Source organism: Pseudomonas sp. DWP3-1-3b3 (assembly GCF_049896305.1).
Taxonomy (GTDB): Bacteria; Pseudomonadota; Gammaproteobacteria; order Pseudomonadales; family Pseudomonadaceae; genus Aquipseudomonas; species Aquipseudomonas azotoformans_A.
Genome location: NZ_JAFCUA010000002.1, coordinates 255,861 through 274,833 on the forward strand (window position 1 = coordinate 255,861; position 18,973 = coordinate 274,833).

17 protein-coding genes are annotated in these 18,973 nt (G+C 61.6%); 13 read left to right on the top strand and 4 right to left on the bottom strand.

Annotated features, from left to right (window positions below):
- Positions 1–207: 207 nt before the first annotated feature.
- Genes ACP7BX_RS07545 through ACP7BX_RS07560 form a run of 4 tightly spaced genes read left to right on the top strand, consistent with a single transcriptional unit; the run spans position 208 to position 4,704 of the window.
- Complete coding sequence (locus ACP7BX_RS07545; protein ID WP_016976024.1) at positions 208–1,563, top strand: M16 family metallopeptidase; 1,356 nt, start codon at positions 208–210, stop codon at positions 1,561–1,563.
- Entirely contained in the window at positions 1,556–3,046 is a 1,491-nt protein-coding gene (locus ACP7BX_RS07550; RefSeq protein ID WP_236317442.1) for a M16 family metallopeptidase, read from the top strand. Before ACP7BX_RS07545 ends, ACP7BX_RS07550 begins: the two co-directional genes overlap by 8 nt.
- Complete coding sequence (rsmD, locus tag ACP7BX_RS07555) at positions 3,046–3,654, top strand: 16S rRNA (guanine(966)-N(2))-methyltransferase RsmD (RefSeq protein WP_426127270.1); 609 nt, start codon at positions 3,046–3,048, stop codon at positions 3,652–3,654. Before ACP7BX_RS07550 ends, rsmD begins: the two co-directional genes overlap by 1 nt.
- Positions 3,655–3,711: 57 nt before the next feature.
- The gene (locus ACP7BX_RS07560) at positions 3,712–4,704 is read left to right on the top strand and encodes a hydrolase (RefSeq protein WP_426127268.1); all 993 of its coding nucleotides are present in this window, start codon (positions 3,712–3,714) and stop codon (positions 4,702–4,704) included.
- Here the strand turns inward: ACP7BX_RS07560 and ACP7BX_RS07565 are convergent.
- Entirely contained in the window at positions 4,691–5,545 is an 855-nt protein-coding gene (locus ACP7BX_RS07565) for a sulfurtransferase (RefSeq protein WP_426127267.1), read from the bottom strand. The two genes, ACP7BX_RS07560 and ACP7BX_RS07565, sit on opposite strands and share 14 nt — an antisense overlap.
- A 34-nt stretch (positions 5,546–5,579) precedes the next feature.
- Positions 5,580–6,251 (bottom strand): TetR/AcrR family transcriptional regulator, encoded by a 672-nt coding sequence (locus tag ACP7BX_RS07570; protein ID WP_010207263.1) that lies wholly within the window; start codon positions 6,249–6,251, stop codon positions 5,580–5,582.
- 144 nt (positions 6,252–6,395) lie between these two features.
- Here ACP7BX_RS07570 and ACP7BX_RS07575 point away from each other — a divergent pair, with 144 nt between their 5' ends.
- From ACP7BX_RS07575 to ACP7BX_RS07595, 5 genes are all read left to right on the top strand, one after another.
- A complete protein-coding gene (locus ACP7BX_RS07575; protein WP_426127265.1) occupies positions 6,396–7,823 on the top strand; it encodes a coniferyl aldehyde dehydrogenase in 1,428 nt (475 codons plus the stop codon).
- Between the two features lie 28 nt (positions 7,824–7,851).
- Positions 7,852–8,397, top strand: a complete 546-nt coding sequence (locus ACP7BX_RS07580) for a twin-arginine translocation pathway signal protein (protein ID WP_426127263.1) — start codon at positions 7,852–7,854, stop codon at positions 8,395–8,397.
- A 38-nt stretch (positions 8,398–8,435) separates the two neighbouring features.
- Positions 8,436–10,031 (top strand): GMC family oxidoreductase N-terminal domain-containing protein, encoded by a 1,596-nt coding sequence (locus ACP7BX_RS07585; RefSeq protein ID WP_426127261.1) that lies wholly within the window; start codon positions 8,436–8,438, stop codon positions 10,029–10,031.
- Positions 10,032–10,134: 103 nt separating this feature from the next.
- Positions 10,135–10,614 carry a pantetheine-phosphate adenylyltransferase gene (coaD, locus tag ACP7BX_RS07590; RefSeq protein WP_003176711.1) on the top strand — a complete coding sequence of 160 codons (480 nt, stop codon included), beginning with the start codon at positions 10,135–10,137 and terminating at the stop codon, positions 10,612–10,614.
- A 102-nt stretch (positions 10,615–10,716) separates the two neighbouring features.
- Positions 10,717–10,968, top strand: coding sequence for a YfhL family 4Fe-4S dicluster ferredoxin (locus ACP7BX_RS07595; protein WP_017139475.1), 252 nt, complete (start codon positions 10,717–10,719; stop codon positions 10,966–10,968).
- Here the strand turns inward: ACP7BX_RS07595 and mutM are convergent.
- Both mutM and ACP7BX_RS07605 read right to left on the bottom strand, forming a co-directional pair.
- On the bottom strand, positions 10,965–11,777 hold the full coding sequence (gene mutM / locus ACP7BX_RS07600) for a bifunctional DNA-formamidopyrimidine glycosylase/DNA-(apurinic or apyrimidinic site) lyase (protein ID WP_016976014.1): 813 nt from the start codon (positions 11,775–11,777) through the stop codon (positions 10,965–10,967). The two genes, ACP7BX_RS07595 and mutM, sit on opposite strands and share 4 nt — an antisense overlap.
- A 21-nt stretch (positions 11,778–11,798) precedes the next feature.
- The gene (locus ACP7BX_RS07605) at positions 11,799–12,611 is read right to left on the bottom strand and encodes an HDOD domain-containing protein (RefSeq protein WP_177002757.1); all 813 of its coding nucleotides are present in this window, start codon (positions 12,609–12,611) and stop codon (positions 11,799–11,801) included.
- Positions 12,612–12,798: 187 nt separating this feature from the next.
- Here ACP7BX_RS07605 and ACP7BX_RS07610 point away from each other — a divergent pair, with 187 nt between their 5' ends.
- From ACP7BX_RS07610 to ACP7BX_RS07625, 4 genes are all read left to right on the top strand, one after another.
- Positions 12,799–13,995 (top strand): class I SAM-dependent rRNA methyltransferase, encoded by a 1,197-nt coding sequence (locus tag ACP7BX_RS07610; protein WP_033897037.1) that lies wholly within the window; start codon positions 12,799–12,801, stop codon positions 13,993–13,995.
- 125 nt (positions 13,996–14,120) lie between these two features.
- Positions 14,121–15,311 (top strand): MFS transporter, encoded by a 1,191-nt coding sequence (locus tag ACP7BX_RS07615; RefSeq protein WP_426127259.1) that lies wholly within the window; start codon positions 14,121–14,123, stop codon positions 15,309–15,311.
- Positions 15,312–15,537: 226 nt separating this feature from the next.
- Complete coding sequence (gene ilvD / locus ACP7BX_RS07620) at positions 15,538–17,379, top strand: dihydroxy-acid dehydratase (protein ID WP_426127257.1); 1,842 nt, start codon at positions 15,538–15,540, stop codon at positions 17,377–17,379.
- 122 nt (positions 17,380–17,501) lie between these two features.
- Positions 17,502–18,911: a surface-adhesin E family protein gene (locus ACP7BX_RS07625; RefSeq protein ID WP_426127255.1), complete on the top strand. Its 1,410-nt coding sequence runs from the start codon at positions 17,502–17,504 to the stop codon at positions 18,909–18,911.
- The last annotated feature ends 62 nt before the right edge of the window (positions 18,912–18,973 follow it).

The following is an 18,973-nucleotide window of genomic DNA, read 5'->3' on the forward strand; positions in this document are numbered from 1 at the left end:
ACGCGCCAGTAGGCGCGTCGGTAAATAAAATTCGATGCGTAACAGACTGTTTTTTAGCCAGCTCGTTCATGCGCAACATTTTGAAGGCCAAAATAGGGCCTCAACAAGACAGCCGCAGTGGCCGTCACTCAGTCGGATCAGTATCCTAGCACCTCCTCGCCCGCCGACGCTAAGACCAAGCGGGCAGCCCAACAGGTTTAAAAACGAATGAATGCTCTAGCCCGCCGCGCCGCAGGCCTGCTGTTCAGCACAGTTTGTCTGCCTCTTTCAGCCTTGGCTGCCGACCCACAACCCACCCATGAATTCACCCTGGATAACGGCCTGAAGGTGGTCGTACGCGAAGATCATCGCGCGCCTGTGGTGGTTTCCCAGGTTTGGTACAAGGTCGGTTCGAGCTACGAAACCCCGGGCCAGACCGGTTTGTCCCACGCCCTGGAACATATGATGTTCAAGGGCAGCGCCAAGGTCGGCCCCGGCGAAGCCTCGCTGATCCTGCGCGACCTGGGCGCCGAAGAGAACGCCTTCACCAGCGACGATTACACCGCCTACTACCAAGTACTGGCCCGTGATCGCCTGGGCGTCGCCTTCGAGCTGGAAGCCGACCGCATGGCCAGCCTGCGCCTGCCGGCCGACGAGTTCAGCCGCGAAATCGAGGTCATCAAAGAGGAGCGCCGCCTGCGCACCGACGATAACCCAATGTCCAAGGCCTACGAGCGCTTCAAGGCCATGGCCTTCCCGGCCAGCGGCTACCACACGCCGACCATCGGCTGGATGGCCGACCTGGACCGCATGAAGGTCGAAGAGCTGCGCCACTGGTACCAATCCTGGTACGTGCCGAACAATGCCACCTTGGTGGTGGTCGGTGACGTCACCCCGGACGAGGTGAAAAACCTGGCCCAGCGCTACTTTGGCCCGATTCCCAAGCGTGACGTGCCACCGGCCAAGATCCCGATGGAATTGGCCGAGCCCGGCGAGCGCCTGCTGACCATGAAAGTGCAGACCCAACTGCCAAGCGTAATCCTGGGCTTCAACGTGCCCGGCCTGGCCACTGCCGAAGACAAACGCTCGGTACAGGCCCTGCGCCTGATCTCGGCGTTGCTGGACGGTGGCTACAGTGCACGGATCTCCGAACAGTTGGAGCGCGGTGAAGAGCTGGTCTCTGCCGCCTCCACCAACTACGACGCCTACACCCGTGGCGACACCCTGTTCATGCTGACCGCCACCCCCAACCAGCAGAAGAAAAAGACTGTCGCCCAAGCCGAAGCCGGCCTGTGGCGCCTGCTGGAAGAGCTGAAGGCCAAGCCGCCGACCGCCGAAGAACTGGAACGTATCCGCGCCCAGGTCATTGCCGGCCTGGTCTACCAGCGTGATTCCATCACCAGCCAGGCCACGGCCATTGGCTCCCTGGAGACCGTTGGCCTGTCCTGGAAACTGATGGACACAGAGCTTGCCGACCTGCAAAGCGTGACCCCGGACGATATCCAGAAAGCCGCGCGCACCTATTTCACCCGCGAACGTCTCAGCGTCGCCCATGTCTTGCCTCTGGAGACCGCTCATGAGTGATCGCAAAAGCAGCCGCCTGATTTTCCCCGGCCTGATCGTTGTCACCCTGATCGCCGCCAGTGCCGTGTATTTCCTGCGCCCGAGCGACTCTGTCGCCAGCCCGGCGCTGGAGAAAGCCCAGTCGAGCAACAAACTGCAATCCCTGGCAGAGCTGGACGACAAGGCACCGACCAACCGCAAGCTCGACGTACAAACCTGGAACACTGCCGAAGGCGCCAAGGTGCTGTTCGTCGAAGCCCATGAACTGCCGATGTTCGACGTACGCATCCTGTTCGCCGCCGGCAGCAGCCAGGACGGCAACGTGCCGGGCCTGGCGCTGATGACCAACGCCATGCTCAACGAAGGCGTGCCGGGCAAGGATGTCAGCCAGATCGCCCGTGACTTCGAGGGCCTCGGCGCGGACTTCGGCAATGGCGCGTACCGCGACATGGCGCTGGTGTCCCTGCGCAGCCTCAGCGACAGCGATAAACGTGACGCCGCCCTGAGCCTGTTTGACCAGGTGATCGGCAAGCCGACCTTCCCCGCCGACTCCCTGGCACGGATCAAGAACCAGATCCTCGCCGGCTTCGAGTACCAGAAGCAGAACCCCGGCAAGCTGGCGAGCCTTGAGTTGTTCAAGCGCCTTTACGGCGATCACCCTTACGCACACCCGAGCGAAGGCACGCCAGAGAGCGTTCCGAAGATTACCCTGGCGCAGTTGCAGGCATTCCACGCCAAAGGCTATGCGGCCGGCAACGCGGTGATCGCGGTGGTGGGTGACCTGACCCGCGCCGAGGCCGAAGCCATGACCGGCAAGATTTCCGCCTCGCTGCCTAAAGGCCCGGCCTTGCCGAAAATCGCCCAGCCGACCGAACCCAAGCCGGGTTTGAACCGCATCGAATTCCCGTCCAAACAGACGCACCTGCTGTTCGCCCAATTGGGCATCGACCGTGCCGACCCGGACTATGCGGCTTTGTCCCTGGGCAACCAGATCCTTGGCGGCGGTGGTTTCGGCACCCGCTTGATGAGCGAAGTGCGTGAAAAACGCGGCCTTACCTATGGCGTGTACTCCGGTTTCTCGCCCATGCAGGTGCGCGGCCCGTTCATGATCCAGCTGCAGACCCGCGCCGAAATGAGCGGCGGCACCCTGCGCCTGGTGGAAGACGTGGTGAAGGACTACCTCGACAACGGCCCGACGCAAAAAGAACTGGATGACGCCAAGCGTGAGCTGGCTGGCAGCTTCCCGCTGTCCACCGCGAGCAACGCCGATATCGTCGGGCAGCTGGGTGCGATGGGTTTCTACAACCTGCCGCTGACCTATCTGGAAGATTTCATGAAACAATCCCAGGCCCTGACCGTAGAGCAGGTCAAGGCTGCCATGAACAAACACTTGAGCGCCGACAAGATGGTCATCGTGACCGCCGGCCCGACGATTGCGCAAAAGCCACTACCGCCCCCCACTGACAAACCCGCCGAGCAGCCGCTCGGGGTTCCGGAGCATTAATGGCCAGTTCATCTCGCCCGAAAAAACCTGTCCACAACGTGCATAACGGTGTGGGCCAGCTGCGCATCATTGGCGGCGAATGGCGCAGCCGCAAGCTGAGCTTCCCCGACGTGGTAGGCCTGCGCCCGACGCCGGACCGCGTGCGTGAAACCCTGTTCAACTGGCTCGCGCCCTACATCGCGGGCGCCAAGGTGCTGGATCCGTTTGCCGGCAGTGGCGCGTTGTTCCTGGAGTCGCTGTCCCGTGGCGCCGCCCAGGCTCAGGCGCTGGATGCGAGCAATATTGCAGTCTCCAGCCTCAAGGAACACCTGGGCACCCTGCGCTGCACCAATGGCCAGGTGCAAACCGCCGACGCGCTGCGCTATCTGGAAACCCAGCCGGCCAGCCAGTTCGACGTGGTATTCCTCGACCCGCCGTTCAACCAGAACCTGCTGCCGACCGTGTGCACGCTGCTGGAAGAGCGCGAATGGCTGGCGCCGGATGCATGGATCTACACTGAAAGCGAGACCGCGCCTTCGACCCTGGGCCTGCCGGCAAGCTGGCGCCTGCATCGGGAGCAGAAGTCCGGACGGGTGTATTACGCGTTGTGGCATCGCAGCGTCGCTTGACCCCTGTTTATGCAGGCCAGGCTGACTGTGCTGATCGGGCTTGCCCCAGAGACTTGCATGAACCTTTGCACTAATACCTTCACCCCCGCCTTCGGCCTCGGCAACCCCCACCTGCAAACACTGTGGGGGCCGCTGTGGCGTCCCACCACCCACATCGACCGCCAACGCGAGCGCCTGTGGCTGGACGACGGCGACTTCCTCGACCTCGACTGGCATGGCCCCCACGACGCGCAAGCGCCGTTGGTGCTGGTGCTGCACGGCCTGACTGGTTCATCCAACTCGCCCTACGTGGCCGGCCTGCAAAAAGCCCTGGCTGCGCAAGGCTGGGCCAGCGCCGCGTTGAACTGGCGTGGCTGCTCGGGCGAACCGAACTTGTTGGCGCGCAGCTATCACTCGGGTGCCAGCGAAGACCTCGCGGCAGCGATTGCCCATCTGCGCACCAAGCGGCCGTTGGCGCCGCTGTATGCCGTGGGTTATTCGCTGGGCGGCAATGTGCTGCTCAAGCATCTGGGTGAAACCGGCGCGGCATCGGGGTTGCAAGGTGCGGCGGCGGTGTCGGTGCCGTTTCGCCTGGACCAATGTGCAGACCGCATCGGACTGGGCTTTTCGCGGGTGTATCAGAAGCACTTCATGCGTGAAATGCTGGCGTATATCCGCGTCAAGCAGCGTCGTTTTCTGCAGGATGGCCAGGCAGATGGGCTCAAGACCCTGGAAGCCTTGGGCTCACTGGAGAAGATGCGTACGTTCTGGGATTTCGACGGTCGGGTGACTGCGCCACTCCACGGGTTTCTGAGTGCCGAGGACTATTACCGCCGTGCGTCGAGCCGCTATTACCTGAGCGATATCCGCACGCCCACCCTGATCATCCAGGCCGCCGATGACCCGTTTGTATTCGCCCATAGCCTGCCCGAGGCGAGCGAATTATCGGCGTGCACGGAGTTTGAGCTACTGGCCAAGGGCGGGCATGTCGGCTTTGTCGATGGCACCCTCAAGCGCCCCGGTTATTACCTGGAGCGCCGTATTCCCGCCTGGTTGCTCATTCGCCGGTAGCGATTGCCCGCGTCGGATCAGTAATCCACTCGCTCCACGACCCCGCATACAACTTGCCCAACGGATAACCCGCCAGACTCAGGGCGAACAGGTTGTGGCACGCCGTCACACCCGAACCGCAATACGCCACCAGTTCATCCGGCGAGCGACCTTGCAGTTGCGCGGCGAAGCGCTGCTTGAGCTGTTCAGCCGGCAGGAAGCGGCCGTCCGCGCCAAGGTTTTCGTTGAAGGCCGCACATTGCGCGCCAGGGATGTGCCCGGCGATCGGGTCGATCGGCTCCACTTCGCCGCGAAAGCGTGGTTGAGCGCGGGCGTCGATCAGCGTCAATCCCGGCTGGCCCAGGCGTTTTTGCAGGTGTTCGGCGTCCAGCAACAAGCGGTTGTCCGGCATACCAGCGAACGTCCCAGGCTCAACCAGCGGCGCGTCCAGGCTCAGCGGGAAACCTGCGGCGTGCCAGGCCTTGAGGCCGCCATCCAGGATAAACACGCCATCGCGCTTGCCCAACCAGGCCAGCAGCCACCAGGCGCGGGCGGCATAGGCGCCGGGGCCGTCGTCGTACAGCACGATTTCGGTATCTGCGCTGATGCCCCACGCCCGCAATTGTTGAACCAAGGTGTCCGCCGCTGGCAATGGGTGACGACCGGTGACGCCCTTGGTCACCGGGCCACTGAGGTGTCGCTCCAGGTCGGCGTATTGCGCGCCTTCGATATGCCCCTCGGCATAGCTGCAACGCCCGTAGTCCGGGTCTTCCAAGGCAAAACGGCAATCCAGGATCACCACCCCGCCGGCCTTCTGGCGCTCGGCCAGTTGCTGGGGGCTGATCAGTTGGGCAAGCGGCATGACGGACTCCTAGTGAACAGATTCGGGAAAGGTCCTACTTCACTTCTTCCAATGCCTGATTCAACGGCACGTAAAACTCTTTGAACAATGCATCCACGGCGTCTTTGGCTTGAGGGGTGACAAACCCGGCCTCCAGCACCAGCACCTGATACACCCCACGCTTGATCGCCTCGGCGCTCAAATGGGCAGAGTTTTCATTGGTGGTGCACAAGAAACGCACCCAGGAGGTGAGGATGATCCAGGCGTTGAGGGTCAGGGCTTCGGTTTGCACCGGGTCCATGTTGAGGATGCCGGCATCGACAAACCCTTGGTAAATAGCCCCGCCCTGGGTCAGGCAGCGCTGGGAAAAGCGCCGATAGCCAGTGGCCAGTTCCGGGTCGCTTTCCAGCAGATGTTCGAGGTCGCGGTGCAGGAAACGGTAGCGCCACATGCCGGCCAGCACGGCCTGCAGGTAGAAACGCTTGTCTTCGACGGTGACGGCACGGCCTTGGGGCGGGCGCAGGAAACTGTCCACCAGCGCTTCATATTCGCGAAACAGCACGGCGATGATCGCCTGCTTGTTGGGGAAGTGGTAGTACAGGTTGCCCGGCGAAATTTCCATGTGGGCGGCGATGTGGTTGGTGCTCACACTGCGTTCGCCCTGCTGGTTAAAAAGCTCCAGGCTGGTTTGCACAATGCGCTCGCTGGTCTTTACTCGTGGTGCCATAGGGGATCAGCTTCTGTACACGTGATGGGGCATCTTACGGCCTAATCTTGCGAGGATAAATCCGCAACTGCGTAATGACATTTGACAATTTAGAGCAATGACTCTAAAAATCCAGGCAGACCTATAACAATCGGGAACGCCGCCATGTCTGCCAACGTTGCCTATCTGCAAGATTCCCAGGTGCTGGACCAGCTCCAGGACCTGTTCGACACCCAGCGCCGCGCCTACGCCGCCAACCCGATGCCGCCGGCCGCCCAACGCCAGCAATGGCTCAAGTCCCTGCGCGACCTGCTCAGCGACGAGCGCCAGGCGCTGATCAACGCAATCAGCCAGGACTTCAGCCACCGCAGTGCCGACGAAACCCTGTTCGCCGAGCTGATGCCCAGCCTGCACGGCATTCACTACGCCAGCAAACACCTCAAGGGCTGGATGAAACCTTCCCGTCGCGCCGTAGGCATTGCCTTCCAGCCCGCGTCAGCCAAAGTCATCTATCAACCCTTGGGCGTGGTCGGCGTGATCGTGCCCTGGAACTACCCGTTGTACCTGGCAATCGGGCCTTTGGTCGGCGCGTTGGCGGCGGGCAACCGGGTGATGCTCAAGCTCAGCGAGTCGACACCCGCTACCGGCCAGTTGCTCAAGGCGCTGCTGGCGAAGATCTTCCCGGAAGACCTGGTGTGCGTGGTGTTGGGTGAAGCCGAAGTCGGCATGGCGTTCTCCAAGCTGCCCTTCGACCACCTGCTGTTTACCGGCGCCACCAGCATTGGCAAGCATGTGATGCGTGCAGCCGCCGAACACCTCACGCCGGTCACCCTGGAATTGGGTGGCAAGTCGCCCGCCATCGTGTCCGCCGATGTACCGCTCAAGGACGCCGCCGAACGCATCGCCTTCGGCAAAGCGCTGAACGCGGGGCAAACCTGCGTGGCACCGGACTACGTGTTGGTGCCAGAAGATCGCGTCGAGGGTTTCGTCGAGGCCTACACCCAGGCCGTTCGCGGGTTCTATCCGACCCTGGTCGACAACCCGGACTACACGGCCATCATCAACGAACGGCAACTGGCCCGGCTCAATGCCTACGTCAAGGACGCCACCGACAAAGGCGCCACCCTGATTCCGCTGTACGACCAAGGCCAGGCGCGGCGCATGGCCCACAGCCTGTTGTTGAATGTCAGCGATGACATGACCGTGATGCAAGACGAAATCTTTGGCCCGGTGCTGCCGATCGTGCCCTATCGCGGCATCGACCAGGCCTTCGCCTACATCAACCAACGCCCTCGCCCACTGGCCCTGTATTACTTCGGCTACAACAAGGGCGAGCAGGATCGTGTGCTCCACGAAACCCATTCCGGCGGCGTCTGCCTGAACGACACCTTGCTGCATGTGGCCCAGGACGATATGCCGTTCGGCGGCATCGGCCCGTCGGGCATGGGCCATTACCACGGCCACGAAGGCTTCCTTACCTTCAGCAAAGCCAAAGGCGTGCTGGTGAAACAGCGCCTGAACGCGGCGAAGTTGATCTATCCGCCCTACGGCAAATCGATTCAGAAGTTGATCCAGAAGCTGTTCGTCCGCTGAAACCGCCACCCACGGGATAACAATAACAATGAACCCTAGCCTGACTGAAACACCCGCGCTGTCGCGGCGCGGCGTCCTGAAAATCGGCCTGTGCGCCAGCGCCTTCCTGGCTACCGCCGGGCTGGGCGCCAGTCTCAGCGGTTGCTCCAGCAGCACGCCGGCCAGCGGTTTCGTGATGTTGCGTAGCAGTGATCTACCGTTCCTGCGTGCGGTGATCCCGGTGTTGCTGGAAGGTGTGGCCAGTGTCCAGGAGGTCGCCAGCGGCATTGAAGACACTCTCAAGAAACTCGACTTCAGCCTGCAACGCCTGTCGCCGGAGATGTTCAAGCTCACCCAGCAACTGTTCGACGTGTTGGGCATGGCCATCACCCGTGGCCCGCTGACCGGGATCTGGGGCAGCTGGGAAAACGCCAGCAGCGAGCAGATCCGCAACTTCCTGCACCGCTGGGAAAACAGCTATCTCAACCTGCTGCGCATGGGCCAGGGCTCGCTGCTTAAGCTGGTGATCATGGCCTGGTACTTCCAGCCGGCGTCCTGGGCCCATTGCGGTTACCCCGGCCCGCCGAAAATTTGAATCGCCTCCCCCCACAATAAAAACTAGAGACGACCCTGATGCCCGTACCCGATCCCTTCCGCGACGGCATGGCCCGTGGCTGGAAAACCCACAATGGCGCCGCCCTCGACAACGACCTGACGCTGGAAGCTGACGTGGCGATCATCGGCAGCGGCGCCGGTGGCGGCACCACCGCCGAAGTCCTCAGCGCCGCCGGCTACAAGGTGCTGCTGATCGAAGAAGGCCCGCTCAAGACCAGCAGCGATTTCAAACTGCTTGAGGACGAGGCCTACACCAGCCTGTATCAGGAGGGCATCGGCCGCATGAGCAAGGATGGCGCGATCACCATCCTGCAGGGCCGTGCAGTGGGCGGCACGACGCTGATCAACTGGACGTCGAGCTTCCGGACCCCGGACGCCACCCTCAGCCACTGGGCCAGCGAATATGCGGTGAAGGGACATAGCAGCGCCGAAATGGCACCGTGGTTTGAAAAAATGGAGCAGCGCCTGGGCATCGCGCCCTGGGCCCTGCCGCCTAATCCCAACAACGATGTGATCCGCAAAGGCTGCGAGAAGCTCGGCTACAGCTGGCACGTGATCCCGCGCAATGTGCGCGGCTGCTTCAACCTGGGGTATTGCGGCATGGGTTGCCCGGTCAATGCCAAGCAATCGATGCTGGTGACCACGATTCCGTCCACCCTGGAAAAGGGCGGCGAACTGCTCTACCTGGCCCGCGCCGAACGCCTGATCTACAGCGGCGACACGATCAGCAGCCTGGAATGCGTGGCCATGGATAACCTGTGCGTGACGCCGACTGGCCGCAAGATCACAGTGAAGGCCAAGCACTATGTGCTCTCCGGCGGCGGCATCAACAGCCCGGCGTTGCTGATGCGTTCGGATGCGCCCGACCCGCACAAACGCCTCGGCAAACGCACCTTCCTGCACCTGGTGAATTTTTCCGCTGGGTTGTTCGACGAGGTGATCAACCCGTTCTACGGCGCGCCGCAGTCAATCTATTCCGACCATTTCCAGTGGCAGGATGGCACCACTGGCAAAATGTCCTACAAGCTGGAGGCGCCGCCCTTACATCCTGCGCTGGCCAGTACGTTGCTTGGTGGTTATGGCACCCAGAACGCCCTGGACATGAGCCAATTGCCCAATACCCACGCGATGCTGGCGCTGCTGCGCGATGGTTTCCACCCCGACAGCCCCGGCGGCAGCGTGGAGTTGCGCGGTGATGGTACGCCGGTGCTCGACTATCAAGTGTCGGACTACGCCTGGGATGGATTGCGCCGTGCGTTCCACAGCATGGCCGAGATCCAGTTCGCCGCGGGCGCCAACTCGGTCAAACCGCTGCATCACGATGCGCGCTATGTGAAAACACTGGGCGAAGCCCGAACGATGATCGAGAAGCTCAACCTGGAATTGCACCGCACATGCCTGGGCAGTGCACATGTGATGGGCGGTTGTGCCATGGGTGAGGACCCGAAAAATGCAGTGGCCGACAGCCTCGGCCGCCACCACCAACTGCGCAACCTGTCGATCCACGACGGGTCTTTATTCCCCACCAGCATTGGGGCCAATCCACAATTATCGGTGTACGGCTTAACCGCCCAACTGGCTGCAGCATTGGCCGAACGTCTGAAAACGGCATGAAAAAACGCGCGATTAGCGGTATGTATCTACATAAGTCGACTTGGCCGACCGGGATGGCTGCGATACCATCCGATTCCCCAACGGACTCCGCCAGGACGACGCGATGAACCGAGTGTTGTACCCAGGAACCTTCGACCCGATTACCAAAGGCCATGGCGATCTGGTCGAACGTGCCTCACGCTTGTTCGACCACGTGATCATCGCGGTCGCAGCCAGCCCCAAGAAAAACCCGCTGTTTCCCCTGGAACAGCGCGTGGAGCTGGCACGCGAGGTCACCAAACACCTGCCCAACGTTGAAGTGGTGGGCTTTTCCACCCTGCTGGCGCATTTCGCCAAAGAGCAGAACGCCAATGTGTTCCTGCGCGGCCTGCGTGCGGTGTCGGACTTCGAATACGAATTCCAGCTGGCCAACATGAACCGTCAGTTGGCGCCGGACGTGGAAAGCCTGTTCCTCACGCCGTCGGAACGTTATTCGTTTATTTCCTCGACGTTGGTCCGTGAAATCGCCGCATTGGGCGGTGATATCACCAAGTTCGTGCATCCAGCTGTAGCAGATGCGCTGACGCTGCGCTTCAAGAAGTAACACCGTTCAATCGGCGCCTGCTCGCACTGCGGGCGCCAATGCGGCACAATTGCGCGCATTAGTTTTCAGATGCCTTGGCTGACGGCCCTGGCAGGAGTTTCCATGTCCCTGATCATCACCGACGATTGCATCAACTGCGACGTCTGCGAACCCGAGTGCCCGAACGCTGCGATTTCCCAGGGCGAAGAGATCTACGTGATCGACCCCAACCTGTGCACCCAGTGTGTCGGTCACTACGACGAGCCTCAGTGCCAGCAAGTGTGCCCGGTGGATTGCATCCCGCTGGATGAAGCCCATCCGGAGACGGAAGAACAGTTGATGGCCAAGTACCGGTTGATTACCGGCAAAGCCTAAGACTGGCACTTGGGGCAAAACACGCTCGCGCGTTGCCCCAGCACCACATTGCGCAACTCGCTCCCGCAGACCTTGCACGCCTCGCCGCCACGGCCATAGACAAACAGTTCCTGCTGGAAATACCCCGGCTGCCCGTCGCCGCCGATAAAGTCGCGCAGCGTGGTGCCGCCGCGCTCGATGGCAGCCGCCAGCACGCGCTTGATCTCGATTGCCAGCTTCAAGTAACGCGCCCGCGAAATGCCACCCGCCTCGCGACGCGGGTCGATCCCCGCCGCAAACAGCGCTTCCGTCGCGTAGATATTGCCCACGCCCACCACCACCGCGTTGTCCATGATGAACGGCTTCACCGCCATCGAACGGCCACGGGACAGTTGGAACAACCGCTCGCCATCAAACAGATCCGTCAACGGCTCCGGCCCCAGGCGGATCAGCAGCTCGTGGTTGTGCGGGTCCTGGCTCCAGAGCATCGCGCCGAAACGCCGAGGGTCGGTGTAACGCAGGGCCAGCCCCGACTCCAACTCGATGTCCACATGCTCATGCTTGGCCGCCGGCATGCCGACTTCCACCAGGCGCAGGTTGCCTGACATGCCCAAGTGGCTGATCAAAGTGCCCACTTCGGCATTGATCAGCAGGTACTTGGCCCGCCGCTCCACCAGCACGATGCGCTGCCCGGACAGGCGCACATCGAGGTCTTCCGGGATCGGCCAGCGCAGGCGCCGTTCGCGCACGACTACGCGGCTGACCCGCTGGCCTTCCAGGTGTGGCGCGATGCCGCGTCGGGTGGTTTCGACTTCGGGTAACTCGGGCATGTGTACCTCTTGAAGAAAGGGTCAGTGGGCGCCCAGCTCGCGGATCGACAACTTCATGCTTTCGAAGTCGTAGTCCGACAGGCCCACATAGTCCAGCACCAGATGGCCGATGGCATTCCATTCATGGTCCACCGCCTGGTTGCCCAGCACGCGATAGGACGAGCAGATGTGCTCGGCCATCTTCAGGATCGCCAGCAGGTTTTTCAGCTGCGAATTGCGCGACGACTCATCGCTGAACACCGCCAAGGCGTTGTGGTGGTTGGCGATGGCGTCGGTCACATGTTCCGGCAGGCGCCAGGACTTGGCGGTGTAGTAACCGACCACGGCGTGGTTGGTGTTGAACGCGTTGTTCTCGGTGTCGACCACGCGGCAGTCGGGGCCGGCATTGGCATAAGCCTGCTCCAGTACCGACATGTAGTTGGGGAAACGCTTGAGCATCAGCGGCACGCCGCAATCGTGGAACAGGCCCAGGGCATAAGCCTCGTCCACCGCCTGGGCGCCGGTACGCTTGGCCAGGGTCAGGCAGGTCATCGCCACATCCTGGGCGGTATCCCAGAAGCGGTTGAGGGTGACGATGGTGTCGTCGCTCATTTCGCCCTTGATCGACAGCGCGTTGATCAGGTTGATGATCGAACGGCTGCCCAGCAGGTTCACCGCGCGCTGGATCGAGGCGATCTTGTTGCTCAGGCCGAAATACGAGGAGTTGACGATCTTCAGCAACGCGCCGGACAAGCCTGGGTCCTGGGCGATCAGCCGGGCGATCACTTCCAGGTCCGGATCGGGCATGTACTGCTCCATCTGCAAATCCACCATGATTTGCGGTTGAGGCGGCACGCTGATGCCTTGCAGGGCCTGTTGGATCTGTTCGGCGGAAAGCTCTTGGGACATAAGTACACACTCTGGGCTAGGCGGGGATTCTAACCCTTATCCGCCGCATGCCGACACCTTCCCGCACATCCGGCTACCCGGCCATTTCCTACACAACAGGGTATACTCCCGCTCTTTTTTCCGGAGCGACGTCATGTCCCTGCCAAGCCTGCGTCTCAAAGCCAACGCCGATCGTCGTTTGCGCAACGGCCACCTGTGGGTCTACAGCAACGAAATCGACGTGGCCGCCACCCCACTCCACGGCTTCCAGGCAGGCGACCAGGCTATCCTGGAAGCGGCCGGCGGCAAGACCCTGGGCATCGTGGCCATGAGCCCGAACAACCTGATCTGCGCCCGCCTGCTGTCGCGCGACATCAAGTTGCCGCTGGACAAGTCGCTGCTGGTGCACCGCCTGAACGTCGCCCTGTCCCTGCGTGATCGCCTGTTCGACAAGCCGTTCTACCGCCTGGTCTACGGCGATTCCGACCTGTTGCCAGGCCTGGTCGTCGACCGTTTCGGCGACATCCTCGTGGTACAGATCGCCTCGGCGACCATGGAAGCCCATAAAGAAGACGTGATTGCTGCACTGACCCAAGTGCTCAAGCCAAGCGGCATCCTGTTCAAGAACGACTCCGCCGCACGCGACGCCGAAGGCCTCAACCGCTACGTCGAAACCGTGTTCGGCCTGGTGCCGGAGTGGGTTGCGCTGGAAGAGAACGGCGTGAAATTCGAAGCCCCGGTGATCCAGGGCCAGAAGACCGGCTGGTTCTACGACCACCGCATGAACCGCGCACGCCTGGCCCCGTATGCCAAAGGCAAGCGCGTACTCGACCTGTACAGCTACATCGGCGGCTGGGGCGTGCAAGCTGCAGCATTCGGCGCCAGTGAAGTGTTCTGCGTCGACGCCTCCGCCTTCGCCCTCGACGGCGTGGAGCGCAACGCCGCGCTGAACGGCTTTGCCGAGAAAATGACCTGCATCGAAGGCGACGTGTTTGAAGCCTTGAAAGAACTGAAAGCCAGCGAAGAACGCTTCGACGTGATCGTCGCCGACCCACCGGCCTTCATCAAGCGCAAAAAAGACATGAAGAACGGCGAAGGCGCCTACCGCCGCCTGAACGAGCAAGCCATGCGCCTGCTCAGCAAGGACGGCATCCTGGTCAGCGCATCGTGCTCCATGCACTTGCCGGAAGACAGCCTGCAAAACATCCTGCTGACCAGCGCCCGTCACCTCGACCGCAATATCCAGATGCTGGAGCGCGGTGGCCAGGGTCCCGATCATCCGGTCCACCCCGCGATCGACGAGACGCGTTACATCAAGAGCATTACGTGCCGGTTGCTGCCGAACAGCTGATGCCGTTGGCCTGTAGGCGCCTTATGGCTCCTACAGGCTTTTATGAACGTTCGTACCGCTCCAGTCTTTGACTTTCCCTTACATAAACTTGATCCTCGACCGCCTCACGGAATCGAGGCCCGCCCATGTCGACGGCAATCACGCACGCTGAAAAACCCTTCATTGTTTTCTGGCTGATGACCATGACCCTGCTGGGCGTCTTCCCGCTTGACGTCGTGCTGCCTTCCTTTCCCGCCCTGGCGGAACACTTCTCCACCTCGACCACCCAGATCGCCCGCTCAGTCAGCCTGTTCGCCATCGGTTTTTCCTGCTCCATGCTGTTGATCGGCCCGCTGTCCGACCGGATCGGCCGCAAGAAGCTGCTATTGGCCAGCATGGCCGTTGCAATCATTGGCGCGGCCGGGTGCCTGGCGGCCAGCAACACGCCGCAATTTCTGTTCTTCCGTGTTATCCAAGCCATGGGCTGCGGCGGTTTCATATTGTCCCAAGCACTGGTGCAAGACCTGTTCTTCGGCAGAGAACAGGAGCGGTTGCGGATCGCAATGGTCACGGCCGGAGGCATCTTCATATCGATTTCCCCGCTGCTGGGCGCATGGCTGCAACTGCACTGGGGATGGCAAGCCAGCTTCTATGCGTTTATCGCGCTGTGTGCCGCAACCTTGATCATGGCGCATCGGCTGCTCCACGGCGGCTTGCCTCAAGCAGCACTGAGCCACCAGAGCCTGCTCAAGGCCTACGCCAAGGTCTTCGCCAACCGCCACTTCGCCAGCTATGCCACGATCTCGGCCATTACGTTTGCCTGCCATTTCTCGTTCATCGTGGTGTCACCGCTGATTTTCATGGACCAGTTGCAGCTGTCGCCCCATGAGTACTCCCTGACCTTGCTCCTCTACGGCGCCGCTTACGTAATGGGCGGAATCTGTGCAGGTTTCCTGCACAAACGGCTACCGGCTGCGACCCAGATGGCCATCGGGCTGGTGCTGATCGCAATATCGGGCGGGGTCATGTTGTTCCTGGCCTATCAGTTCGGTCTATCAATCCCGACCGTGCTGGTGCCCATGCTGCTCTGCACGGCGGGCACCACCATCACCCGGCCCATCTCTAACTCTAAGGCCATGAGCTTGTTTCCAGACAATGCAGGTACGGCGGCATCAGCCGTTGCAGCGGTGCTGTTCATTGCCGGTGGCCTTATCAGTGCCTTCATCAGCACCTTTACCCACCACCTGAGCACGGCGCTGGGTCTGTGCTTTCTGATCCTGAGCATCGTCGCCCTGGTCTTGAACGCATGGGCGCGGCGCCACCCGCACGTCCCGTAGCCGCTATCTTCACGGTTTCGGCCATTCCCTCCAGCCGCCAGCGGTGTAGAATCGGCCCTATTCATCGCCAGTCATCCCCCGGCGGGTTTATGAGCTCGAGGCCCAAGCAAGCGGCGATCCCGCGACGCGAGTGGCAACTTCCGGACACACGGCCATTTTTCGGGTGTTCCAGACGTCAATAGAAGCTCACTCCCCTTTGATACCGATTAGCCGCCCGGAGTGCTCCATGCCAGATTACCGCTCGAAAACATCCACCCACGGCCGCAACATGGCCGGCGCGCGCGCACTGTGGCGTGCCACGGGGATGAAAGATGACGACTTCAAGAAGCCGATCATCGCGATTGCCAACTCGTTCACCCAGTTCGTACCGGGCCACGTCCACCTCAAGGACCTGGGCCAACTGGTCGCCCGCGAGATCGAACGCGCTGGCGGTGTCGCCAAGGAATTCAACACCATCGCCGTGGATGACGGCATCGCCATGGGCCATGACGGCATGCTGTATTCCCTGCCGAGCCGCGAGATCATCGCCGACTCCGTGGAATACATGGTCAACGCCCACTGCGCCGACGCCATCGTGTGCATCTCCAACTGCGACAAAATCACCCCTGGCATGTTGATGGCCGCCCTGCGCCTGAACATCCCGGTGATCTTCGTGTCCGGCGGCCCGATGGAAGCCGGCAAGACCAAGCTCGCCTCCCACGGCCTGGACCTGGTCGACGCCATGGTCATCGCCGCCGATTCCAGCGCTTCTGACGAGAAGGTCGCGGAATACGAGCGCAGCGCCTGCCCGACCTGCGGTTCGTGCTCCGGCATGTTCACCGCCAACTCGATGAACTGCCTGGTGGAAGCCCTGGGCCTGGCCTTGCCGGGCAACGGTTCCACCCTCGCCACCCACAGCGACCGTGAACAACTGTTCCTGCAGGCCGGCCGCACCATCGTCGAGTTGTGCAAGCGCTACTACCACGACAACGATGAGTCGGTGTTGCCGCGCAACATCGCCAACTTCAAGGCGTTCGAAAACGCCATGACCCTGGACATCGCCATGGGCGGTTCCACCAATACCATCCTGCACTTGCTGGCCGCGGCCCAGGAAGCCGAGATCGACTTCGACCTGCGCGACATCGACCGCCTGTCCCGCCACGTGCCGCAGCTGTGCAAAGTCGCGCCGAACATCCAGAAGTACCACATGGAAGACGTGCACCGCGCCGGCGGGATCTTCTCGATCCTCGGTTCGCTGGCCCGTGGCGGCCTGCTGCACACCGACCTGCCGACCGTGCACAGCAAATCCATCGCCGAAGGCATCGCCAAGTGGGACATCACCCAGACGGACGACGAAGCCGTGCACACCTTCTTCAAGGCTGGCCCGGCGGGTATCCCGACGCAAACTGCGTTCAGCCAGTCGACCCGTTGGGACACCCTGGACGACGACCGTGAAAACGGCTGCATCCGCAGTGTCGAGCACGCCTACTCCCAAGAAGGCGGCCTGGCCGTGCTGTACGGCAACATCGCCCTCGACGGCTGCGTGGTGAAAACCGCCGGTGTGGATGAGTCCATCCACGTCTTCGAAGGTCGCGCCAAGATCTACGAAAGCCAGGACAGCTCGGTTCGCGGCATCCTCGCCGACGAAGTGAAGGAAGGCGACATCGTGATCATCCGCTACGAAGGCCCGAAAGGCGGCCCAGGTATGCAGGAGATGCTGTACCCGACGTCCTACCTGAAATCCAAAGGCCTGGGCAAAGCCTGCGCCCTGCTGACCGACGGCCGTTTCTCTGGCGGTACTTCGGGCCTGTCCATCGGCCACGCTTCGCCAGAAGCCGCAGCCGGTGGCGCGATTGGCCTAGTGCAGGATGGCGACAAGGTGCTGATCGACATTCCGAACCGTTCGATCAACCTGTTGATCAGCGATGAAGAACTGGCCGCACGCCGGGTCGAGCAGGACAAGAAAGGCTGGAAGCCAGTGGAGAAGCGTCCGCGCAAAGTCACCACGGCGTTGAAGGCCTACGCCCTGCTGGCCACCAGTGCCGACAAGGGTGCTGTGCGCAACAAGGCGATGCTTGACGGTCTGTAAGCTGCGCCCATAAAAATGCCCCGCCACGTGCGGGGCATTTTTTTGCCTGGCGTTCTGACGCTGTAGTTTTTCATACGCCGGCCGATAAAAGGCGCAACTGTATTCTCAAGGAACTTACCCGCATGGATGCCCGCTCTACCGCTCTACACCCGGCTGCATGGGCGCTTTCCCTATTGGCGTTGGCCGGTTGCAGCTCGCTGCAAAAGCCTCAGGTGGACCCAGGCCTGGCACTCTTCAACGAAGCCATGACACTGCCGGCGCTCGACTACACCATCCTGCGCAACGGCGACAGGGTCGCGTACTCCGTCGATCTGCAGCAAAACCCGATCTCTGTGCAGTTCGACGCCTATTGCACACAAGGCCCTGGAAGAATGTTCTACCCCACGCGCTCGGGCCTGCGGGCATTTACTCCCTCACCGGCAACAGGCGTCGACCTGCCGACGGTACAGGCCCAACAACTGCAGCAAAGCGCTCAATTGCAGAGCGTATGCAAGGCACGCCCCGTCCCCGACTGGCGGATGCTGCAAACCTCTGCCGATCAGGGCTGGCTGCTGATCGACCGTAACAGCGTGCAGCGCCAAGGCAGTCAGATATCCGCCTGGGCCGCCCAGGATTACCTGCACTATCAGGTCGCCAAGAATGCATCGTTGTTTACTCAACGGCAGGAGCGGCTGACGCTCGATTGCACACAACGCACCATTACGTTGATGAGCCAGTTCAACCTTGATGAAACGCGCCAGATGATCAACGGCGAAATCCGTCGACAATTCAAGCCGCAAGCCTTGGATCAAGCTTCCGGCGAACATGCCCAGCTCTTCAAGGCTCTATGCCAGGCGCCGGTGGAGCTGGCCCATTTACCCGCTTTCAAGGCGCGCCAGCCATTGCCACCCGTTGCCAGCGCAACCAATGCCAACCCGGCCGTGTTGGCGGCCATCCGAGCGCTCGGCCTGCCTGCGCCAACCCGCACCCTGAGCGAGCTGTCGTATGACTATGACGCCGTACTCTTCAACAACACCCGAGTGGGCGACCAGACCAAACAGGCATTTATCAGTGTCGACAACGCATCCGGCCAGACGCTGGTACAAACGCGCGACTCGGCACTCGGCTTTAACCAGGAGCTGACCTTCCAAGGCCTGTTTGATCTGGACAGCCAAGGTCTCGACCGCAAAACCGGCAGTGACAAGGTGAAGACCCGCCTCTTGGTTGGCCTGAGCTTTCAAGGCGATTGGCGTAACTTGCCCCTCGCCAGTGAGGTGAGCTACACCCAGACATGGTCAAAATCCATCAACCCCGATGGCAGTCCTTCGCCAGAGACCAGTGAACCAAGAACCGTGACCTGCAAGGTCGCTCGTGAAATCCCGGCTGCCACCCTGACCCTGGACCTGAAGGGACAAGCCAAGGTACTCGACTGCATTCAGATGAAAGGTTGGACTTATCAGGCAGCGTACCTGAGCGACTATGGGCTGTTCATCAAATTGCGTGAGAACGCGTTGGTTGCGCAATGGAACTGGCATCTGAAATCGGTGAAGTGACGCGCGATAGCGTGGGTTGTTTGAGCCTATGAAAATGCCCCGCCACGTGCGGGGCATTTTTA

Bases quoted from the DNA above. Each gene is read 5' to 3' on its own strand.
- ACP7BX_RS07580 (WP_426127263.1), top strand. From the start codon at position 7,852: ATGAACCCTAGCCTGACTGAAACACCCGCGCTGTCGCGGCGCGGCGTC.
- ACP7BX_RS07575 (WP_426127265.1), top strand. From the start codon at position 6,396: ATGTCTGCCAACGTTGCCTATCTGCAAGATTCCCAGGTGCTGGACCAG.
- ACP7BX_RS07550 (WP_236317442.1), top strand. From the start codon at position 1,556: ATGAGTGATCGCAAAAGCAGCCGCCTGATTTTCCCCGGCCTGATCGTT.
- ACP7BX_RS07625 (WP_426127255.1), top strand. From the start codon at position 17,502: ATGGATGCCCGCTCTACCGCTCTACACCCGGCTGCATGGGCGCTTTCC.
- ACP7BX_RS07595 (WP_017139475.1), top strand. From the start codon at position 10,717: ATGTCCCTGATCATCACCGACGATTGCATCAACTGCGACGTCTGCGAA.
- coaD (WP_003176711.1), top strand. From the start codon at position 10,135: ATGAACCGAGTGTTGTACCCAGGAACCTTCGACCCGATTACCAAAGGC.
- ACP7BX_RS07545 (WP_016976024.1), top strand. From the start codon at position 208: ATGAATGCTCTAGCCCGCCGCGCCGCAGGCCTGCTGTTCAGCACAGTT.
- rsmD (WP_426127270.1), top strand. From the start codon at position 3,046: ATGGCCAGTTCATCTCGCCCGAAAAAACCTGTCCACAACGTGCATAAC.
- ACP7BX_RS07610 (WP_033897037.1), top strand. From the start codon at position 12,799: ATGTCCCTGCCAAGCCTGCGTCTCAAAGCCAACGCCGATCGTCGTTTG.
- mutM (WP_016976014.1), bottom strand. From the start codon at position 11,777: ATGCCCGAGTTACCCGAAGTCGAAACCACCCGACGCGGCATCGCGCCA.
- ACP7BX_RS07570 (WP_010207263.1), bottom strand. From the start codon at position 6,251: ATGGCACCACGAGTAAAGACCAGCGAGCGCATTGTGCAAACCAGCCTG.
- ACP7BX_RS07585 (WP_426127261.1), top strand. From the start codon at position 8,436: ATGCCCGTACCCGATCCCTTCCGCGACGGCATGGCCCGTGGCTGGAAA.
- ilvD (WP_426127257.1), top strand. From the start codon at position 15,538: ATGCCAGATTACCGCTCGAAAACATCCACCCACGGCCGCAACATGGCC.
- ACP7BX_RS07615 (WP_426127259.1), top strand. From the start codon at position 14,121: ATGTCGACGGCAATCACGCACGCTGAAAAACCCTTCATTGTTTTCTGG.
- ACP7BX_RS07565 (WP_426127267.1), bottom strand. From the start codon at position 5,545: ATGCCGCTTGCCCAACTGATCAGCCCCCAGCAACTGGCCGAGCGCCAG.
- ACP7BX_RS07560 (WP_426127268.1), top strand. From the start codon at position 3,712: ATGAACCTTTGCACTAATACCTTCACCCCCGCCTTCGGCCTCGGCAAC.